At 70.8% G+C, this 20,473-nt stretch carries 17 protein-coding genes; 8 read left to right on the forward strand and 9 right to left on the reverse strand.

Annotated elements, in window-relative coordinates:
• Positions 1-15: 15 nt before the first annotated feature.
• The 6 genes from AC1QRC_RS14835 to ileS form a co-directional block, all read right to left on the reverse strand.
• A complete protein-coding gene (locus AC1QRC_RS14835; protein WP_484204046.1) occupies positions 16-837 on the reverse strand; it encodes a thioesterase family protein in 822 nt (273 codons plus the stop codon).
• Positions 838-844: 7 nt separating this feature from the next.
• Positions 845-1,276, reverse strand: a complete 432-nt coding sequence (ndk, locus tag AC1QRC_RS14840; protein ID WP_484204047.1) for a nucleoside-diphosphate kinase — start codon at positions 1,274-1,276, stop codon at positions 845-847.
• 34 nt (positions 1,277-1,310) lie between these two features.
• Complete coding sequence (locus AC1QRC_RS14845) at positions 1,311-2,144, reverse strand: undecaprenyl-diphosphate phosphatase (RefSeq protein ID WP_484204048.1); 834 nt, start codon at positions 2,142-2,144, stop codon at positions 1,311-1,313.
• Positions 2,145-2,561, reverse strand: a complete 417-nt coding sequence (locus AC1QRC_RS14850; RefSeq protein ID WP_484204049.1) for a DUF4233 domain-containing protein — start codon at positions 2,559-2,561, stop codon at positions 2,145-2,147.
• A gap of 168 nt (positions 2,562-2,729) precedes the next feature.
• Positions 2,730-4,058, reverse strand: a complete 1,329-nt coding sequence (locus tag AC1QRC_RS14855; RefSeq protein ID WP_484206657.1) for a bifunctional folylpolyglutamate synthase/dihydrofolate synthase — start codon at positions 4,056-4,058, stop codon at positions 2,730-2,732.
• 35 nt (positions 4,059-4,093) lie between these two features.
• Positions 4,094-7,384 carry an isoleucine--tRNA ligase gene (gene ileS, locus AC1QRC_RS14860; RefSeq protein WP_484206658.1) on the reverse strand — a complete coding sequence of 1,097 codons (3,291 nt, stop codon included), beginning with the start codon at positions 7,382-7,384 and terminating at the stop codon, positions 4,094-4,096.
• A 254-nt stretch (positions 7,385-7,638) separates the two neighbouring features.
• Between ileS and AC1QRC_RS14865 the strand changes: the two genes are divergently transcribed.
• The gene (locus tag AC1QRC_RS14865) at positions 7,639-8,997 is read left to right on the forward strand and encodes an FAD-binding oxidoreductase (RefSeq protein WP_484204050.1); all 1,359 of its coding nucleotides are present in this window, start codon (positions 7,639-7,641) and stop codon (positions 8,995-8,997) included.
• A gap of 93 nt (positions 8,998-9,090) precedes the next feature.
• Here AC1QRC_RS14865 and AC1QRC_RS14870 read toward each other — a convergent pair whose 3' ends face one another.
• Positions 9,091-10,689, reverse strand: coding sequence for an alanine/glycine:cation symporter family protein (locus tag AC1QRC_RS14870; RefSeq protein WP_484204051.1), 1,599 nt, complete (start codon positions 10,687-10,689; stop codon positions 9,091-9,093).
• Positions 10,690-10,856: 167 nt separating this feature from the next.
• Here AC1QRC_RS14870 and valS point away from each other — a divergent pair, with 167 nt between their 5' ends.
• The 6 genes from valS to AC1QRC_RS14900 are packed head-to-tail and all read left to right on the forward strand — an operon-like array spanning position 10,857 to position 17,704.
• Positions 10,857-13,565 (forward strand): valine--tRNA ligase, encoded by a 2,709-nt coding sequence (valS, locus tag AC1QRC_RS14875; RefSeq protein WP_484204052.1) that lies wholly within the window; start codon positions 10,857-10,859, stop codon positions 13,563-13,565.
• A 10-nt stretch (positions 13,566-13,575) separates the two neighbouring features.
• Complete coding sequence (locus AC1QRC_RS14880; RefSeq protein WP_484204053.1) at positions 13,576-14,253, forward strand: DUF4129 domain-containing protein; 678 nt, start codon at positions 13,576-13,578, stop codon at positions 14,251-14,253.
• On the forward strand, positions 14,253-14,801 hold the full coding sequence (locus tag AC1QRC_RS14885) for a hypothetical protein (RefSeq protein ID WP_484204054.1): 549 nt from the start codon (positions 14,253-14,255) through the stop codon (positions 14,799-14,801). The genes AC1QRC_RS14880 and AC1QRC_RS14885 overlap by 1 nt, the downstream gene beginning before the upstream one ends.
• Positions 14,798-15,802 (forward strand): AAA family ATPase, encoded by a 1,005-nt coding sequence (locus AC1QRC_RS14890; RefSeq protein WP_484204055.1) that lies wholly within the window; start codon positions 14,798-14,800, stop codon positions 15,800-15,802. Before AC1QRC_RS14885 ends, AC1QRC_RS14890 begins: the two co-directional genes overlap by 4 nt.
• Positions 15,799-17,109, forward strand: a complete 1,311-nt coding sequence (locus AC1QRC_RS14895) for a DUF58 domain-containing protein (protein WP_484204056.1) — start codon at positions 15,799-15,801, stop codon at positions 17,107-17,109. The genes AC1QRC_RS14890 and AC1QRC_RS14895 overlap by 4 nt, the downstream gene beginning before the upstream one ends.
• Positions 17,102-17,704, forward strand: a complete 603-nt coding sequence (locus tag AC1QRC_RS14900; protein ID WP_484204057.1) for a hypothetical protein — start codon at positions 17,102-17,104, stop codon at positions 17,702-17,704. The genes AC1QRC_RS14895 and AC1QRC_RS14900 overlap by 8 nt, the downstream gene beginning before the upstream one ends.
• A 158-nt stretch (positions 17,705-17,862) precedes the next feature.
• Here AC1QRC_RS14900 and clpX read toward each other — a convergent pair whose 3' ends face one another.
• Positions 17,863-19,158 carry an ATP-dependent Clp protease ATP-binding subunit ClpX gene (gene clpX / locus AC1QRC_RS14905; protein ID WP_484204058.1) on the reverse strand — a complete coding sequence of 432 codons (1,296 nt, stop codon included), beginning with the start codon at positions 19,156-19,158 and terminating at the stop codon, positions 17,863-17,865.
• Between the two features lie 181 nt (positions 19,159-19,339).
• A complete protein-coding gene (locus tag AC1QRC_RS14910; RefSeq protein ID WP_484204059.1) occupies positions 19,340-19,756 on the reverse strand; it encodes a hypothetical protein in 417 nt (138 codons plus the stop codon).
• 84 nt (positions 19,757-19,840) lie between these two features.
• On the opposite strand from AC1QRC_RS14910, the gene AC1QRC_RS14915 reads away from it, so the two are divergent.
• A complete protein-coding gene (locus AC1QRC_RS14915) occupies positions 19,841-20,458 on the forward strand; it encodes a TetR/AcrR family transcriptional regulator (RefSeq protein WP_484204060.1) in 618 nt (205 codons plus the stop codon).
• The last annotated feature ends 15 nt before the right edge of the window (positions 20,459-20,473 follow it).

Raw genomic sequence — 20,473 nt, forward strand, 5'->3', positions numbered from 1 at the left:
AGCGAGCGGGCGAGCTCAGGCGGAGATGCGTGCCAGCTGGCGTGCCTGGGCGACGAGCCGGCCGGCGCTGTCCCACACCTCGGCGTCCTCCTCCAGGAAGCCCCCGGCGAGGTTGCGGGTGGAGGTGACGATCTGCAACCACCCCGGGGCCGGGCGGGCTCGCACGTGGGCGGTGAGCTCCACCGTGGGCGCCCAGCCAGTCGCGCCGAGGTCGAAGGCCACGGGCGGCATCGCGTCCACGGCCAGCAGCAGCAGGTAGGGGTCGGGCTCCCGCCCGTCGGGCATCCGCAGCCAGCCCCGGAGCTCGCCGCGACCGGACGGTTTGCCCAGTGCCCAGCCGATGGTGTCCGGGTCCATCCGCAGGTCCAGCTGGTGCAGGATGTTCACCCCGCGGATCGCCTCAGGGGGCGCGTCCAGGGCGCTGATGCAGCGCTCCGGCGGCGGCAGTTGCGGCCGGCTGGCGCTGGTGCGCACGTCGTCGGGCAGGGCATCCAGCGAGCCGTAGGTCGCCAGGGCCCGCATCCGCTGGACGGGCGCCCCCTCCCGGTCGGTCTGCCACAGCGACACCTCTCCGGTGGCTACCTGCCGCCCGGTCCGCAGCGTGTCGGTGCGGATCTCGACCGGGCCCGGGGTCCCGGCCGACAGGTAGTAGGCGCTGATCGCGAACGGGTCCGGGTGGCCGTTGCCCCCCAGCTCGGCCGACAGCGCGGCCCCGGCCAGGGCCAGCTGGACCCCGCCGTTGACGGCGTGCCCGATCACCCACCCGTCGGTGAACTCGGCCGTCCTGACCCCTTCACCTCTGGCCGTGCTGTGGATCGCCCGGTCGAAATCGGTCACGGGCTTCTCAGACCCCCGCGGGGAACCAGATGGCGATCTCCCGGGCCGCGGACTCCGGGGAGTCCGAGCCGTGCACGATGTTCTGCTGCACCTTCAGGCCCCAGTCGCGGCCGAGGTCGCCACGGATCGTGCCGGGCAGGGCTGCCGTCGGGTCCGTGGCGCCGGCGAGGGCGCGGAAGCCGGGGATGCAGCCGTGGCCCTCGATGACGGCGGCGGTCACCGGGCCGGACAGCATGAACTCCACCAGCGGCTCGTAGAAGGGCTTGCCCTCGTGCTCGGCGTAGTGCTCGGCCAGTTGCTCGCGCGTCGGGGTGAGCACGGCCAGCGCGGCCAGGGTGTAGCCCTTGGACTCGATCCGGCGCAGCACCTCCCCGCTCAGACCGCGGCGGTAGCCGTCCGGCTTGACCAGGACCAGGGATCGTTCGATGTGCTCGCTCACGCCGGTCAGCCTAGTGGGGGCCTGCGTGTGGCCGTCAGGTGCCCTGCAGCACCCCGGTGCCCAGCAGTCCGAAGAGGACCAGCGCCAGGACGATGCGGTAGATCACGAACGGGGTGAACGTGTGGGTGCTGATGTAGCGCATGAACCAGGCGATGACGGCCAGCGCCACCACGAACGCGATGCCGGTCGCGACGACGATAGGGCCCCAGGCGGGGGTCACCGGGTCGTCGGAGATCTTGAGCACCTGGTAGAAGCCCGAGCCGAGCACCGCGGGAATCGCCAGCAGGAAGCTGTAGCGGGCGGCCGTCTCCCGGCTGTAGCCCATGAAGAGGCCGGCCGCGATGGTGCCGCCGCTGCGGGACACCCCGGGGATCAGGGCCAGGGACTGCGCGAGCCCGTAGAGGATGCCGTCCCGCCAGGTCAGGTCACGCAGCTCCTTCGGCTGCTTGACCCGCGCGGCGAACCGGTCGGCCGCGAAGATGACCAGGGCGAAGACCAGCAGCATCGTGGCGGTGAGCCACAGGCTGCGCAGGTCGGTCTCGATGTAGTCCTGGAAGGTGAAGCCGAGGAATCCGATCGGGATCGAGCCGATGATCACCAGCCAGCCCATGCGGGCGTCCGGGTCGTCCCGGGGCACCCGGCCGACCAGCGACAGCGCCCAGTGCCTGATGATCCGCACGATGTCGCGCCAGAAGAAGACCAGGACCGCGGCCTCCGTGCCGAGCTGGCTGATCGCGGTGAACGCCGCCCCGGGGTCCTCGTTGCCGAAGATCTGCCCGACGATGGAGATGTGCGCGCTGGAGCTGATCGGCAGGAACTCGGTCAGTCCCTGGACCAGACCCAGCACGATCCCCTGCAGGTAGTCCATTCAGTCCTCGCTCGCGGTGTCGTCGGGGTTCCCCTGCTGCGCCGCCCACTGCCGGGACAGCTCCTCCATCTTGGCCCCTTGCACCAGCGAGACCACCCACAGCGCGCCGAAGATGGCGGCCACGACCAGCATGGCCGGCAGCACGATCGCACTGGCCAGGGTCAGCAGCTGCACCAGCCAGCCCAGGGTGATCCCGAAGGGGCGCCGAAGCAGCCCCGCCGCAGCAAAGGTCAGCAGCGCCAGGACGCTGCCGCCCACCAGGTAGGTGCGGGCCGCGTCGGCGTCGCCCTCGGTCAGCGCCAGCCCCCGGGCCACGAGCGCCCCAAAACCCACCGCCATCGCCTGGCCGATCAGGGTCATTCCGGCGAGCCGCCGGGTGAAGATTCCCGGAACATCGGTCAGGGGGAGTGCACGCACAACGAGAGATTCTCTCATCCCTCCCGCCCGCGACCGGACGCGCGGTCTGGCGGTCCTACCCGGCACCGGACGGGCCGTCTGGCGGTTCGCCAACGGTGAGGGCTGCCGACGATCGCCAGACCACCCGTCTGGACCCCCCTCAGGTCGCCAGACCACCCGTCTGGTCGATCAGGAGGTGCTGGTGACGCCCAGCAGCATCCGGACCTCGGCCGCGGTGACGACCGAGCCCGTCGCCAGGACCGCGCCCGCCATGCCGCCCTCGTCCGCGAGGCCGGCGGCGGTGTCGAGGGCGTTCGGGAGGTCGGGGACGACCGTGACGCGGTCCTCGCCGAAGATCTCCACCGCCAGCTCGCCGAGGCGGTCGGGACGGATGGAGCGGGGCGAGGTGTTGCGGCTGACGACGAGGTGGTCGAGGGCAGGTTCGAGCAGCTGCAGCATGGCCTCGGCGTCCTTGTCCTCCAGGACCGCGACGAGCCCGACGAGCCGGTGGAAGGCGAACGAGTCGTCCAGCGCCGCCACCAGGGCCGCGACGCCCGCCGGGTTGTGAGCCGCGTCGACGACGACGGTCGGGCTGCGCCGCACGATCTCCAGCCGCCCGGGCGAGGTCATCGCCTCGAAGGCCGCGGCGACGATCTCGCGCTCGATCGGCTGCTCCCCACCGCCGACGAAGGCCTCGACCGCGGCCAGCGCCAGCGCCGAGTTGTGCGCCTGGTGGGCGCCGAACAACGGGAGGAACAGGTCGGGGTAGTCGCCGGCCAGACCGCGCAGCGACAGTTGTTGGCCACCGACGGCCACCGTCCGCTCCAGCACGCCGAACCCGACGCCCTCGGCGTGCACGGCAGCGCCCACCTCGTCGGCCCGGTCCAGCAGCACCTGCATCGCCTCGGGCTCCTGACTGCCCAGCACCGCCAGCGCCCCGGGCTTGATGATCCCGGCCTTCTCCGTGGCGATCGCCTCCAGGGAGTCGCCGAGGTAGCGGGTGTGGTCGACGGCGACGGGGGTCACGACCGCGACCTGGCCGTCGGCGACGTTGGTCGCGTCCCAACTGCCCCCGAGCCCGACCTCGAGCACGGCGACGTCCACCGGGGCGTCGCCGAACGCGGCGAACGCCACGCAGGCCAGCACCTCGAAGAACGTCATCCGCGGCCCCCCGGCGGCCACCGACGCCTCGTCGGCCATCTGGACGAACGGCAGCACGTCGTCGTAGGCGGCCAGGAACCGTTCCTCGCTCACCGGCTCCCCCGCGATCGCGATGCGCTCCCGCAGGTCGTGCAGGTGCGGGCTGGTGAACCGCCCGGTCGTGAGCCCGAGCTCGCGCAGCAGTCGCTCGATCATCCGCGACGTCGAGGTCTTGCCGTTCGTGCCGGTCAGGTGGATGACCCCGAAGCTGCGCTGCGGCTGCCCCATCAGGTCCATCACCTGGGCGACCCGGTCCAGCGTCGGCTCGATGGCACTCTCGGGGGCCCGCCCCAGGATCTCCTCGGTGACCTGCGCCATCCGGGCCGTCACGGCGGGGTCCGGGGTCGGCGCGTTCACCGGGCGGCCCGGGTGATCAGCAGCTCGACCGTGCGTCCGCCGTCCAGCTCGCCCACCCCGCGGTATGCCGTGTCCGTCCCGTCGGTCGGGGGCTGGGGCAGGGGGGTGCCGGCGCCGGCGGCGCCGAACTGGACGGCGAGGGTCTCGGCCATGACCAGGCTCTGGTGCTCGACCGCGGCCTGCCAGGCGTCGTCGTCGCCGACGACGGTCAGGCTGATCCGGTCGGTGACCTCCAGGCCTGCCTCACGACGGGCCTGCTGCACGGCGCGGATCAGGTCCCGGGCCAGCCCCTCGCGGGCCAGGTCCTCGGTGACCGCGGTGTCGAGCACGACGAAGCCTCCCGAGGGCAGCATGCCGGTGGCGCTCGACCCGCCGGCGGCGTCGCCGGACACGACGGTCTCCAGGGTGTATTCGCCCTCGACGAGCTCCAGGCCGCCGGAGGTGACGGTGCCGTCTTCGGCCACCGACCACTCCCCGGACTTGCTGCCCCTGATCGCCTGCTGCACGTCCCGCCCGAGGCGGGGACCGGCGGCGCGCGCGTTGACGGTGAGCTTCTGCTGCACCCCGAAGTTCGCGGCGCCGGCGTCGGAGGTGGCCAGCACCCGGACCTCGCGGACGTTGACCTCGTCCTTCACGATGTCGACGAACGGCGCGAGCCCGTCGGGGTCCTCGGTGACGACCGTCACCGACGACAGCGGCAACCGCACCCGCAGGCCACCGGACTTGCGCAGCGCCAGGGTGGCCGAGCACACCGCCCGCGCCGTGTCCATCCCGGCGACCAGGGCGTCGTCCTCGGGCAGGTCTGTGGCGTCCGGCCAGTCGGTCAGGTGCACCGACTCGCCGCCGGTGAGGCCGCGCCAGATGTCCTCGGTGACCAGCGGCAGCAGGGGCGCCAGCGCCCGGCAGGTCACCTCGAGGGTGGTGTAGAGCGTGTCGAAGGCGGCCCGCACGTCCTCGGACGCCTGGCCGTCGGTCGCCCAGAACCGCTCCCGCGAGCGCCGGATGTACCAGTTGGTCAGCACGTCGATGAAGGCGCGTGCCGAGTCGGCGGCGCCCGCGATGTCGTAGACCTCCAACTGGGCACCGCTGTCCTCGACGAACCGGCGCAGCTTGGCCAGCAGGTAGCGGTCCAGCGGGTTCGTCGACGCCGTCGACCACTGCCCCGCATAGCCGTCGCCGACGGCGTTGGCGTAGAGCCCGAAGAAGTACCAGGCGTTCCACAACGGGATGAGCACCTGCCGGACCCCGTCCCGGATGCCCTGCTCGGTGACGATGAGGTTGCCGCCGCGAAGGATCGGGCTGGACATCAGGAACCAGCGCATCGCGTCAGCCCCGTCGCGGTCGAAGACCTCCCGCACATCGGGGTAGTTCTTCAGCGACTTGCTCATCTTCTGCCCGTCGCTGCCCAGCACGATCCCGTGGCTCACGCACGCCGAGAAGGCCGGGCGGTCGAACAGGGCGGCCGCCAGGATGTGCATGGTGTAGAACCAGCCCCGGGTCTGCCCGATGTACTCCACGATGAAGTCGGCCGGGAAGTGGTGCTCGAACCAGTCGGCGTTCTCGAACGGGTAGTGCACCTGGGCGAAGGTCATCGACCCGGAGTCGAACCACACGTCGAGGACGTCCTCGACGCGGCGCATCGTGGCGTTGCCGGTCGGGTCGTCCGGGTTGGGCCGGGTGAGCCGGTCGATGAAAGGCCGGTGCAGGTCCACCTCGCCGTCGTCGTTGCGGGGCAGCCGGCCGAAGTCGCGCTCGATCTCCTCCAGCGAGCCGTAGACGTCGACCCGCGGGTAGGTCGGGTCGTCCGAGCGCCACACCGGGATCGGGCTGCCCCAGAACCGGTTGCGGGAGATGGACCAGTCGCGGGCGTTCTCCAGCCACTTGCCGAACTGGCCGTGCTTGACGTGCTCGGGCACCCAGGTGACATCCTCGTTGGTGCGCAGCATCGTGTCCTTGAACTTCGTCACCTCCACAAACCAGGAGGACACGGCCATGTAGATCAGCGGCTGCCGGCACCGCCAGCAGTGCGGGTAGGAGTGGTCATAGGTCTCGCGCCGCAGCAGCACCGTGCCCGCGGTGGTGGAGCCGTGCTCGCCCTCCCCCCGGGTCCGGTTGCGCAGGTGGTCCCCGATCAGGGCGTTGGCCTCGAAGACGTGCATGCCGCGGTAGTCCAGGACCGGCGCGGTGAAGCGCCCGTCCAGCCCGACGGGCACGACCGGGGCGATGCCCTCCCGGTCGGTGACCATCTTGTCCTCCTCACCGAAGGCGCCGGCGCTGTGCACCAGCCCGGTGCCGTCGGTGGTGGTGACGAAGTCGGCCTCGACGACCCGGTGCGCGCGGGGGTGCCCCTCGTAGTAGGAGAACGGTGGGGTGTAGGAGCGGCCCAGCAGGTCGGCCCCGGTGAGGTGCTCGACCACCACGGGGTCCTCCCCCAGCTCCCGGGCGTATGCCGACAGCCTGGCCTGCGCCACGACATACCGCTCCGTGGTGCCGGTGAAGTCGGACTCGACCACGACGTAGTCAATCTCGGGGTCGACCATGATGGCCAGGTTGGCCGGCAGGGTCCACGGGGTTGTGGTCCAGACCAGCGCCAACTCCCCCGTCTCCAGCCGCAGACCCACGGTGACCGAGGGGTCCTGTCGCATCTGGTAGACGTCCTCGTCCATCCGCAGCTCGTGGTTGGACAGCGGCGTCTGGTCGTTCCAGCAGTAGGGCAGCACCCGGAAGCCCTCGTAGACCAGCCCCTTGTCCCAGAGCTGCTTGAACGCCCAGATCACCGACTCCATGTATTCGGGGTTGAGCGTCTTGTAGTCGTTGTCGAAGTCGACCCACCGGGCCTGCCGGGTGACGTAGTCGCGCCACTCGTCGGTGTACTTCAGCACCGAGGCGCGGCACTTGGCGTTGAACTCCTCGATGCCCAGCTCGAGGATCTCGTCCTTGGTCTTGATGCCGAGCTGGGCCATCGCCTCGAGCTCGGCGGGCAGCCCGTGGGTGTCCCACCCGAAGCGGCGCTCGACCCGGCGGCCCTGCATGGTGCGGAAGCGCGGGACGACGTCCTTGACGTAGCCGGTGAGCAGGTGCCCGTAGTGCGGCAGCCCGTTGGCGAACGGCGGGCCGTCGTAGAAGACGTACTCGTTGGCGCCGTCCTCCCCCGCCTCGCGGCGCTCGACGCTCTTGGCGAAGGTGTCCTGCTCGTCCCAGTAGGCCAGGACGGCCTGCTCGAGGCTGGGGAAGTCCGGGGCGGGGGTCAGGCCCTGCCCGGCGGTGTCGACCTGGGGGTAGGTCATCTGCGGCGTTCTCCTGCTCGTCATCAACTCGTCCACTTCCGTGCCGAGGACGACGACGCGCGCCGCGGTACCACCTCGCTTGCCGCCCGCCGTTGCCGGCTGACGACCACTCTGGTCCAGGCTGTGTCGGGCCCGCCCGTCCGGTTCTAGTGAGGCCCGTATGCCGTGGGGCCCGTTCTTCCGGAAGCTCGCCGCTGATGACGGCTCAGACGCCTGCCGTCCATGGTACCCCCTCCGTGGTGTGTAGTAGGGCCATGAGCTCCCTGCCCGCAAGCATCCAGGACCGGCTGGTCACCGACGCCGACGTGAGGGGCACCTACGCCGTCGACTCGAGCCCCGGCGCCGGGGCACCCGAACGCTTCGAGGTGGTCCGCGCCAGGTCCCGGGAGGACGTCATCGAGGTGCTCCGGTATGCCGACGCGCACCGCGTGCCGGTGGTCCCCCAGGGCGGTCGCACCTCGACGACCGGCTCCTCCTGTGCCCTGGAGGACGGCATCGTGCTCAACGTCGAGGCGCTGGACTCCGTCGAGGTCGACGCCGACGAGCGGATCGCCGTGGTCGGACCCGGCGTGGTCAACGCCGAGCTGAAGAAGACGCTCGCCGGGCACGGATTGGCCTATCCCCCGGACCCGGCGAGCTCGGCCTCCTGCACCATCGGCGGCAACATCGCCACCAACGCCGGCGGATTGTGCTGCGTCAAGTACGGCGTGACGGCCGACTACGTCCGCGGACTGGAGGTGGTGCTGCCCGGCGGCGAGCTGGTGCGCACCGGGCGACGCACGGCCAAGGGGGTGGCCGGCTACGACCTCACCGGCCTGTTCGTCGGCTCCGAGGGCACCCTGGGCGTGGTCACCGAGGCGGTGCTGCGCCTGGTCCCGGCGCCGGACCCCGCGCTGACGGTGCTCGCCGTCTTCGACACCCTGGACGCCACGATGGCCGGGGTCACCGCGCTGCGGGCCGACCGGCACACCCCCAGCCTGGTCGAGCTGCTCGACGGCCCGAGCCTGGCCTCGATCCAGGCGGTCGGCGACTACGGCTTCCCGGTGGACGCCGGAGGCGTGCTGCTGGTGCAGTCCGACCGGCCCGGGCACGCCCACGAGGACGTGCAGCGGTATGCCGAGCTGTTGGGGGCCGCGGGGGCCGTGGACGTGGCCGTGGCGGACGATGCGACGGAGGCCGACCTGCTGCTGGAGGGGCGCCGTGCCCTGCACACGGCGATGGAGGCCCGCGGGAACCGGCTGATCGAGGACGTCTGTGTGCCCGTCAGGCACCTGGGTGAGTTGGTGACCCGGGTGCACGCCATCGCCGGCCGGCACGGGCTGGAGGCGCTCTGCTCGGGCCACGCCGGTGACGGCAACCTGCACCCCTGCGTCTTCTTCGATGCCGAGGACCCGCAGAGCGTGGCCGCTGCCGACGCGGCCTTCGACGACATCGTCAGGGCCGCGTGGGACCTGGGCGGCACCCTGACCGGTGAGCACGGTGTCGGCGCCCTCAAGGCCCGGTGGCTGACCGGTGAGCTCGGCGAGGCCGAGATGGGCCGGCAGCGCGCCGTGAAGGCGCTGTTCGACCCCAGCGGGATCATGAACCCGGGGCGGGTCTACCCGCCCGTCTGATCTCGCGCGGCTGATCTCGAACTGCCGCCCGGCACCCGCAACGGCCGGCCCGACGTGATGTCGGGCCGGCCGTCGCTGCGTGGAGGTGAGCGATCAGCGCTGACCCATGGCCTCCGCGGCGTCGTGTCCCTCGCCACCGGCGCTGCCGGGGCGGACCTCGTCCATCGTGGCCAGCTCGCCGCTGCCGTACTGGGCGAGCTTGCCGCTCTTGCGGTCCTCGAGGAAGTCCTGCATCTCCTTCTTGATGACCGGGAGCAGGAAGTACAGGCCCAGGATGTTGACGAACCCGCAGACGAACAGGAAGGCATCCGCAAACTCCAGAACCTGGCTGAAGGACAGCACGCAGCCGGCCACGGTCAGGCTCAGGAAGACGATCCGGTAGATCAGGGTGGAGGCCTTGCTGCGGCCGAAGAAGAACGCCCAGGCCTGGTTGCCGTAGTAGGACCAAGTGATCAGGGTCGAGATGGCGAAGAGGGCGACCGCCAGGGCCAGGATGTAGGGGAACCAGCCGATCACCGACTCCATCGCGTCGGACGTGACCGTCACCCCGCCGCCGTAGTCGTGGTTCTCGTCCGCGGCGAGAGCCTCACGGGTGTCGTTGTAGAAAGTGGTGTCCGCGATCACGATCGTCAGCGCCGTCATGGTGCAGACGATGACCGTGTCGATGAACGGCTCGAACAGGGCGACGAAGCCCTCGGACACCGGACGACGGGTCTTCACCGCCGAGTGTGCGATCGGGGCCGAGCCCAGACCAGCCTCGTTGGAGAAGAACGCCCGCTGCATCCCGATGATCAGCACCCCGATGAAGCCACCGGTGAGGCTGTCCGGGCTGAACGCGCCGGTGACGATATCCGCGATCGCTCCCGGGACGTGGGTGACGTTGCCGAGGATCACGACCAGGCAGGCCAGCACGTACATGATGCCCATGAACGGCACCAGACGGCTGGTGACCGCCCCAATGGACTGGATGCCGCCGATGATGACCAGGCCGATGATGACGGCGAGGACGAGGCCGAAGATCACGCCGGCGCCGGGGTTGGCCAGGAAGCTGTCCGCACCACCGGTGACGTTGACCGCCTGCGCGTAGGTCTGGTTCGCCTGGAACATGTTGCCGCCACCGACCCCGAAGAACAGGATGGCGATCGCGAACAGACCGGTCAGGCCGACCGAAAGGGGCTTGGGGAACCTCCGGAACGCCACCGGCAGGTACTTGAACGGGCCACCGGCCACGGTCCCGTCGTCGAAGACGTCCCGGTACTTCACGCCCAGCGTGCACTCGGCGAACTTGGTGGCCATACCGAACAGCCCGGCCAGGATCATCCAGAACGTGGCGCCGGCCCCACCCAGGGTGACGGCCGCACCCACGCCGGCGATGTTACCCAGGCCGACGGTCCCGGACACCGCCGAGGTGAGCGCCTGGAAATGGGGGATCTCACCGGGATCGTCCGGCCGGGAGAACCTGCCGCGGATGGTGTCGAAGGCTGTCGGGATACCCCGGACCTGGATGAACCCCATGTAGATCGTGATGACGATCGCACCGACCACCATCCAGATGACGATCCAGGGCATCGGGAACCACTCGGGCGACCAGAAGATGATCTCGTTGGCCCATTTGTTGATGGGCTCGAACAGACTGTTGACCGACTCGTCGATGCGTTGCAGGACGCCCGGCTGGTCGACCGCCTCAGTCATGGGCAGCTGTATCCCTCGGAAAACCATGGGCGTTAACCAACTCCTCTCCGGGCTGCCTGGCAACCCCTTCCCCCGTACTTGACCAAATCGTGACCTGACCACGGGGCCGAGACCGTCCCGGGACCGGGGCGGTCCGAGCTGGTCCCCGACTCTGGGAGAATGCCCCCATGACGACTACCCCCACCTCATCCCTGCGTCCGGCCCGCTTGCCGGACAAGCCGACCGTCGACGGCCTCGAGGAGAAGTGGGCACAGGTATGGCGCGAGCAGGACACCTACGCGTTCGACCGGGAGGCCGCCCTGCAGGCTCCGCGTGACCAGATCTTCGCGGTGGACACCCCGCCGCCCACGGCCAGCGGCAGTCTCCACCTGGGCCATGTCTTCGGCTACACGCAGGCCGACTGCCTGGCCCGCTACCACCGGATGACCGGCAAGCACGTCTTCTACCCGATCGGGTGGGACGACAACGGGTTGCCGACCGAGCGCCGGGTGCAGAACTACTACGGCGTGCGCGGTGACGCCTCGCTGCCCCACGACCCCGACTTCGCCCCGCCGCAGCGCGGTGGCGACGCCAAGTCTTCCAAGGCCGCCAACCAGGTCCCGATCGGCCGGGCCAACTTCATCGAACTGTGCGAGGAACTCACCGTCCTGGACGAGCAGACCTTCGAGGACACCTTCCGCCGGCTCGGGCTGAGCCTGGACTGGAACGTGCAGTACCGCACCATCGACGACCGGTCCAGGGCCGTGGCGCAGCAGGCGTTCCTGCGCAACCTGGCCCGCGGCGAGGCCTACCAGGCGGAGGCCCCGGGGCTGTGGGACATCACCTTCCAGACCGCGGTCGCCCAGGCCGAGCTGGAGGCCCGGGACTACCCCGGTCACTACCACCGGGTCGCCTTCCACCGTGACGGCGCCGAGCCCGTGCTGATTGAGACGACCCGTCCCGAGCTGGTGCCCTCGGTGGTCGCGCTCATCGCCCATCCGGACGACGAGCGGTATGCCGACCTGTTCGGCAGCACCGTCCGCTCGCCCCTGTTCGGGGTCGAGATCCCGGTGCTCGCCCACCCGTTGGCGGAGATGGACAAGGGTGCCGGCATCGCGATGTGCTGCACCTTCGGTGACCTCACCGACGTGATGTGGTGGCGCGAGCTCTCGCTGCCGATCCGTTCGGTCATTGGCCGCAACGGCCGGCTCCAGGCCGAGACCCCCGAGTGGCTGGCAGGCGGTCCCGGCGAGCAGCTGTATGCCGAGGAGTTGGCCGGCAAGACGACGTTCAGCGCCCGCGCGGCCGTCGTGGAGGCGCTGCGCGCCTCCGGCGACCTGGAGGGCGAGCCGAAGGCGACGCAGCGCAAGGCGAACTTCTATGAGAAGGGCGACAAGCCGCTGGAGATCGTCACCAGCCGCCAGTGGTACATCCGCAACGGCGGCAAGGAGGACGACGTGCGCGCCGCCCTGGTGGGCCGCGGTGACCAGATCGACTTCCACCCCGCGTTCATGCGGTCCCGCTACCGCAACTGGGTGGAGGGACTCAACGGGGACTGGCTGATCAGCCGCCAGCGGTTCTTCGGGGTCCAGTTCCCGGTCTGGTATGCCGTGGGACCGGACGGCGAGGTGGACCACGAGGCGATCCTCACCCCGGCCGAGTCCCGGCTGCCGGTCGACCCGGTCACCGACGTGCCCGAGGGCTACACCGAGGAGCAGCGGGACCAGCCGGGGGGCTTCACCGCCGACACCGACATCATGGACACCTGGGCCACGTCGTCGCTGTCCCCCCAGATCGCGGCCGGTTGGCCGGTCGCCGACCACCCGGACGGGCAGCTCGGCAACGACCGGGACCTGTTCGCCAAGGTCTTCCCGTTCGACATGCGCCCCCAGGGACACGACATCATCCGCACCTGGCTGTTCGCCACGGTGGTCCGGGCCCACTACGAGCACGACTCCGTGCCGTGGACCGACGCCTACCTCAACGGCTGGATCCTGGACCCGGACCGCAAGAAGATGTCCAAGTCCAAGGGCAACGCCACCACCCCGCTGGGCCTGCTGCAGGAGCACGGCACCGACGCGGTCCGCTACTGGGCGGCCGCGGCGCGTCCCGGCGTGGACACGGTCGACGACCCGGCGCAGATCAAGGTGGGCCGCCGCCTGGCGATCAAGGTGCTCAACGCCAGCAAGTTCGCGCTCGGGATGGGGCTGCGGGACGGCTCGCGCGACGACGCAGCGGGCGAGGCGACCCTGCCGGTGCCCGAGGAGCTGCAGACCCTGGTGACCCGGGTGACGGAGCCGTTGGACCGGGCGATGATCACCGCCCTGGCCGAGGTCGTCGCCGCCAGCACCACGGCATACGAGGCGTTCGACTATTCCAAGGCACTGGACGTCACCGAGGGCTTCTTCTGGACGTTCTGCGACGACTATCTGGAGCTGGTGAAGGACCGGGCCTACGGCACCGACCCGACGCTGGACGCTGCGGCGGTGCAGTCGGCCCGCGCGGCGTTGCAGGTCGCGCTCGACGTGCTGCTCCGGCTGCTGGCCCCGGTCCTGTCCTTCGCCACCGAGGAGGTCTGGTCCTGGTGGCACGACGGATCCGTGCACACGGCGGCCTGGCCGACGGTCGGCGAGCTCGCTGCGGCCTCCGACGGCGACGCCGGGCTGCTGCCGGTCGTGGGCCAGGCGCTGGCCGGGATCCGCAAGGCCAAGTCCGAGGCCAAGGTCAGCATGCGCACCGAGGTGTCGGCCGCCACCGTGTCCGGGCCGGAGGTCGACGTCGAGCGGGTGCGGGCTGCGCTCGGTGACCTCCGGGCCGCGGGCAAGGTGACCGGCGACCTCGCCTTCGCCACCGCCGAATCCCTTGAGGTCCGGGGAGTGGAGCTGGTCACCGCATAGGCTGAGCCGCATGCAGCGGGGCGGCAGGGACCGGGCGATCGCGGCGGGTGCCGTGGTCGGTTTCGGCCTGCTGGTGCTGCTGTGGGGCACGGGTGACGGACGACTCCTGGTCCGCCCTCCCCAGGGTGAGGCGACTCCGCGCCCGCCGGCCAACCCGCGGCCGATCGACGCGGAGCAGCAGACCATTCCGGACTTCGAGTTCTCGGGCGAGCCCGGTCCCGACCCGATCAACTGGGCCCAGGTGATGCTCGCCGCGTCCCTGCTCCTGGTCCTCTTCCTGGTCGTGCGGTGGCTGCTCAACCGGTCCTGGGAGACGGACGTCGACGACCTGGTCCTGGAGCCGGGCGAGGATCTCTCCCTGCTCCTGGAGGCCACGTCCGAGGCCGCCCGCACGCGGGTGCTCGCCGAGGGCGACCCGCGCAACGCGGTGGTGGCCTGCTGGGTGGAACTGGAGGACGCCGCCGAGCGCGGGGGGATGCAGCGCGACCCGGCCGAGACCTCGGCGGAGTTCACCCGGCGGGTGCTCTCGATGTGGTCGGTGGACGAGGCAACCCTGGATGCGCTGGCCGACCTCTACCGGGAGGCCCGCTTCTCCCAGCACGAGATCACCGAGACCCACCGGGAGCGTGCCGTGGAGGCCCTGGCCTCGGTCCACGACCAACTGCGCAGCGCGGACAGGGCCCGCTGATGGTGGTGCCGTACCGGCCGGGCCGGGGCTCGGGGGCGCGCGCTGGCCGCCACTGGCCGGCACGGGTCGCCGTGGCCATGACCGGTGTCGCCGCGTTGGGCGCCCTGGCCTGGTACGTCGGGTCGCTGGGCCACCACCCGGTGCTCAATGTGTTGGTCATCCTGCTGGTCGCTGCCGTGGCCTTCCCGCTGATCTGGGCGGTGTCCGACCACGGCCAGCACGCGACCGTCGCCTCCTGGTACGCCACGCGACAGGTGGAGGCCGTTCCCCCGTCCACGCTGGACTACCGGCTGCTGTGGCTACGGAGGGACCTGCGGGACACCGTCGAGCGCAGCGACCGCCCGGACGCGATCCGGCCCCTGTTGGTCGACCTGCTGCGGGAGCGGTTGAGCTCCAAGCACGGCCTCGACCTGGACGACCAGCCCAAGGCCGCCCGGGCGGTGCTCCACCCCGACCTGATCGACTACCTGGACCAACCCCCGGACTCCCACCGCCGCCAGGAGCGGCGGCGGCTGGAGGCCATCGTCAACCGAATCGAGGAATTGTGACCGAGCCGGACGCCCGCACCCTGGAGATCGGTGAGGTCTCCGCCCTGGCCGCTGCCGTGCTGGACCGCGTCGAGGAGGCCGTGGTCGGCAAGCGTGAGCCGCTGACCATGGTGCTGGCCGCGGTCCTCGCGGGTGGCCACGTGCTGTTGGAGGACCTGCCCGGCCTGGGCAAGACCCTGGCGGCGCGGTCCTTCGCCCAGACCCTGGGGCTGGACTTCACCCGGGCCCAGTTCACCCCCGACCTGCTGCCGGCCGACCTCACCGGCGCCTTCGTGTTCGACCAGCGCACCAGCACCTTCGAGTTCCGCCACGGGCCGCTGTTCACCGGGCTGCTGCTGGCCGACGAGATCAACCGCACCCCGCCCAAGACCCAGTCGGCCCTGCTGGAGGCCATGCAGGAGCACCAGGTCACCGTCGAGGGCCAGACCTTCCCGCTGCCGCAGCCGTTCCACGTGCTCGCCACGGCGAACCCGGTCGAGTATGAGGGCACCTATCCCCTGCCGGAGGCCCAACTGGACCGGTTCCTGATGCGCGTCTCCTTCGGCTACCCCACCGTGGAGGAGGAGTGGGACGTGCTGACCCGCAGGCTGCACCGGCGCAGCGAGGACCAGAAGCTGGCTGCGGTCACCGACGCCACCGGTCTGCTGGGCATGCAGCGGGCCATCGAGACCCTGCCCGTGGAGGAGGACATCAGCCGCTACTGCGTCGCCCTGGCGACCGCCACCCGCAGCCACCGCGCGGTCCAGGTCGGGGCCTCCCCCCGCGGGTCCCTGGCCCTGATGCTCACCGCACGGGCCTACGCGGTCATCCAGGGCCGCGACTACCTGGTCCCGGAGGACGTCAAGACCGTCGCCCACCCGGTCCTGGACCACCGCATCTCGATCAAGCCGGAGCTCTGGATGACCGAGACCAGCGGTCACCACGTCGTCCAGACCGTGCTCTCCGAGACCCCCGTCCCCGCCGCCAGGGAGCCCCAGGCGGCCACGCCCGATCCCCGATGAGCAGTCACCCGCGCGCCGACCGGTGGGCCGTCACCCACGCCCACGTCCGTGTGCTGTTCGTCACCGGCCTCGGGCTCGGCGCTGCCGTCATCGGGCAGCGCTCCGACCTGCTGATCCTGGTGGCGCCCCTGCTCGGGGTGCTGGTGTGGTCCGCCCTCACCCGGCCCTCCCGGACCCCGGGCCGGCGGGTGTTCCTGCTGCGTGACGCGGTCCGCGAGGGAGAGTCCAGCGGTCTCGGGGTCCAACTGACACCCGTGCCGGACCTGGACCTGGTGTCGACCTCGGTCGCGGAGTCCCCCTTCCTGCGGCAGCGGCCGGAGCACGGCGCCCGGATCCACCTGGTGAGCGACGCGGACCGGGACCGGGGCGTGGCCCACACCGTCACCGGGGTGGAGCCCCAGCGGTGGGGCCGGCGCAGGGTGGGGCCGACGCTGCTGGGCGGGCTCAGCCCGTGGGGTGCGTTCCGCTGGGGGCCCATCACCCTCGAGGACCGCTACCTGCGGGTGTTGCCCGCACCGGAGGTCTTCGACACCTCCGCCGGGGCCCCGCACCCCCGGGGCCTGGTCGGCCAACACCGCTCCCGCCGCCCGGGCGAGGGCAGCGAGTTCGCCACGATCCGACCGTTCCAGTGGGGTGACCGGTTGCGCCGGATCCACTGGTCCCGCTCGCTGCGCAGCGGGCAACTGCACGTCACCTCCACCTACGCCGACCAGGACGTGCACTGCGCGATCATCGTCGACGCCCACTACGACCTGGGCCGCTCCGGGGGGATCCACGGCGCCGCGAGCACCCTGGACCACTCGGTCCGCTCCGCCGCGGCCATCGCCGAGCACTTCCTGCACCACGGCGACCGGGTCAGCCTCCAGGTGCTCTCCTCCCGCACCCCGGTGCGGGTGCCGGCCGGCACCGGCCTGCGGCACTACCGGCGGATCCTCGGGATGCTGGCGGTGGTGCAGCCCGGCCCCCAGGACCCGGAGGCGCTGCGCGGCCAGCGCAACCGGATGGGTGAGGGCACGCTGGTGGTGATGATCTCGGCCCTGGTCTCCCCCGACGCGCTGACCCACGCTGCGGCACTGTCCCGCAGCGGTGTGGACGTGCTGGTCATCGACGCGCTGGTCGACGACGTCGAGCCGCCGGGCGAGGCGGAGGCGCTGGCCGAGCTGGCCTGGCGGATCCGGCTCCTGGAAAGGGAACGCGAGCTACGCCGCATCCAGCAGGCCGGGGTCCCGGTCGTGCCGTGGCGCGGCCCCGGCAGCCTGGACCAGGTGCTTCGCGCCCTCGGTGCGAGGGGGCGGCGCAGTGCGTGACCTCTTGACCGACCTGGTCACGGCCAGCCGCCAGCAGGCGCTGCTGCGCGCCAGCATCGTCGCCGCGACCCTGGTCTTCGCCATGGCCGTCCTGCTCAGCGGGGACACCAGCACCTGGGCCATCGTGATCCTGCCGGTCATGGGCATCCTGTGCGCGATCAACCCGCACACCGGCTTCCCGACGGCCACGCTGCTCTACCTGCTGGGGGTCTGGGCCTCCGGCGTGGAGAGCCTGTGGACCCCGTGGAGCTTGCCCGCCGCGCTGTGCCTGCTCGTGGTGCACACCTCCTGCGCCCTCGCGGCCGGCACCCCCGCCCAGGCCCCGCTCCCACCGGGGCTGCTGCAGCTCTACGGCGTCCGCGTCGGCCTGCTCGCCGCGGCCACCACGTTGGTCTGGGCCCTGGCCGCGGCCAAGGAGGCGTTCCAGGTCCCCGGCGGCGTCGTCGCGGCCCTCGCCGCCCTCGCCGTGCTGTGCGCAGGCCTGGTGCTGCACTACCGGTTGGTCACCCGCCAGGAGGAGATGCGCGACCCCGTCGCGGAGTTCACCGACCGCCGCGACCCCGGCCGCTACGGTTTCCCCCAAGGCCCCCACTAACACCGACCGGACGCACGACCTGGCGGTCGCAGACCCCCACCGGACGTGTGGTCTGGCGGTCCCCGAGGGGCACCGGACGCCTGGTCTGGCGCTCTCACGAGGCACCGGACGTCTGGTCTGGCGATCTCAGTGGGCGCCAGACCCGGGAACGCGGTGGGTCAGGCGGATTCCTTGCGGGCGGCGCGCTTGCGGGCCGGTCGCTCGGTGGTGGTGTCGCGGCGGACGATGGTGGGGTTGACGTTGTCGAGGACGACTTCGCGGGTGATGACGACGCGGGCGATGTCGTCCTCGGAGGGCACGTCGAACATGACCGGGCCCAGGACTTCTTCCAGGATCGCGCGCAGCCCGCGGGCGCCGGTGGCCCGCAACAATGCCTGGTCAGCGATCGCGGCGACGGCCTCGTCGGTGAACTCCAACTCCACGTTGTCGATCGCGAACATCCGCTGGTACTGCTTGACCAACGCGTTGCGCGGCTCGGTCAGGATCGCGACCAACGCGTCCTGGTCCAACGGTGCGACCGTGGTGATCACCGGCAACCGGCCGATGAACTCCGGGATCAACCCGAACTTCATCAGGTCCTCGGGCAACACCTCACCCAACCGTTGCGCATCATCCTTGGCCTGGTGCAACGTCGCACCAAACCCCAACCCCTGCTTCCCCGCCCGCGCCTCGATGATCTTCTCCAACCCCGCGAACGCCCCACCCACGATAAACAACACGTTCGAGGTATCGATCTGGATGAACTCCTGATGCGGATGCTTACGCCCACCCTGCGGCGGCACCGAGGCCGTCGTCCCCTCCAGAATCTTCAACAACGCCTGCTGCACCCCCTCACCCGAGACATCCCGGGTGATCGAAGGGTTCTCACTCTTACGACTGATCTTGTCGATCTCATCGATATAGATGATCCCGGTCTCGGCCTTCTTCACATCGAAATCGGCCGCCTGGATCAACTTCAACAAGATGTTCTCCACGTCCTCCCCGACATACCCCGCCTCCGTCAACGCCGTCGCGTCCGCGATCGCGAACGGCACATTCAACATCCGCGCCAACGTCTGCGCCAGATACGTCTTCCCACACCCCGTGGGACCAATCAACAAAATATTCGACTTCGCGATCTCGACCGCGTCCTCCCCCTTACCCGGCCCACCCCCGACCCCGGCCTGGATCCGCTTGTAATGGTTATACACCGCCACCGCCAACGCCCGCTTCGCCGGATCCTGCCCCACCACATACTCACCCAAGAACCCAAAAATCTCCCGCGGCTTGGGCAACTCCCCCAACCCCAACTCCGAAGACTCCGCCAACTCCTCCTCAATAATCTCCGTGCAGAGGTCGATGCACTCGTCGCAGATGTACACCCCGGGACCGGCGATCAGCTTCTTGACCTGCTTCTGGCTCTTCCCGCAGAAGGAGCACTTCAGCAGGTCGCTGCTCTCTCCCATGCGTGCCACGAGCGCAGTCCCTTCGGTCGACGGCAGCGTTGCGGGGGCAACGCCTCTGGCCCGACGCTACCTCCCCCCGCACGCCGACGACAGCCTTTTGGTCCGTGTCCGCGTGTGCGGACGGGCCGTTTCGGCTGACAGCGCAAACCCTGGCCTCCCCGGATCGCGACGGCACCTACCCGGTATGCCGTCACACCGTCAAGAGTCCGACCCCCGCGGCGAGCAGGCCCACCACCAGGCACCCGGCACCGGCCCAGATGAGGACGATGAGCCGGCTGGGCGCGGCGGGATCCTTGCCGATGACGGAGAGGAAGAAGCCCGCCGGCATCAGTATCGCCGCCAGCAGGACCAACCCGGACAGGCTGCCGACCATCCCGGACACCCCGGCCAGGTCGGTGTACAGGGTGACCACGAGGCCGAGGATGACCAGCACTCCGGCGTGCGCGTGCCCGGCGCGGAAGAACGAGCGCTGCAGGTCGTTGGTCGGCACCCCGCCGCGGCTGACCTTGAGCAGGAACGTGCCGCCGTAGGCGATGGCGACCACGGTGAGCAGCACGAGGCCACCGGTGGTCGTGGCGGCTGAGCTGAGAACGGCGTCGGTGGCCATGGGTCGAACCTTCCCTGGGCGATGAACTAACCATTGACAAGATACTCCTTCGGCGCGGGACTTGCCACTGGTAAATTGCGGCGCATGGCCTACCACCACGGCGACCTGCGCGAGGCGATCCTGATCGCCGCGGCCACCGCCATCGAGCAGCACGGCATCTCCTCCCTCAGCCTGCGCGGCCTGGCCCGGGACGTCGGCGTCACGCACACGGCGCCGCGGCACCACTTCGGCGACAAGCGAGGGGTCGTCACCGCCCTCGCGGCCCAGGGCTACCGCTGGCTGGGCGCCCGCATCCGCGCCGCAGAGCACACGGAGCGCGGCTCGCTGCTCGACTCGGGCGTCGCCTACACCGAGTTCTCCCGCACGCACCCGGCCCACTTCTCGGTGATGTTCCGCCCCGACATGGTCGACCCGCAGGACCCGGACCTGCGGGCGGCCCAGGACGAGTTGTATGCCGCACTGGCGGCCGCGGTCCGCACGTTCACCGGCGGCGCGGGGTCGGCCTCCGACGGGGAGCAGCCCGCCACGGAGCAGCCCACCACGGAGCAGACCTCGACGGAGCGGTCCGTCGCCCTGGCCGCGTGGAGCATCGCGCACGGCTTCGCCACGCTGGCCCGCAGCGGCAACTTCACCCTCGAGCCGGGACAGTCCGAGGCCGACCTCGCCCGGGACACCCTGGCCCACCTGGCCGGCGGCCGCTGAGCCGGCCCACGGCAT

Source organism: Ornithinicoccus sp. (assembly GCF_057176825.1).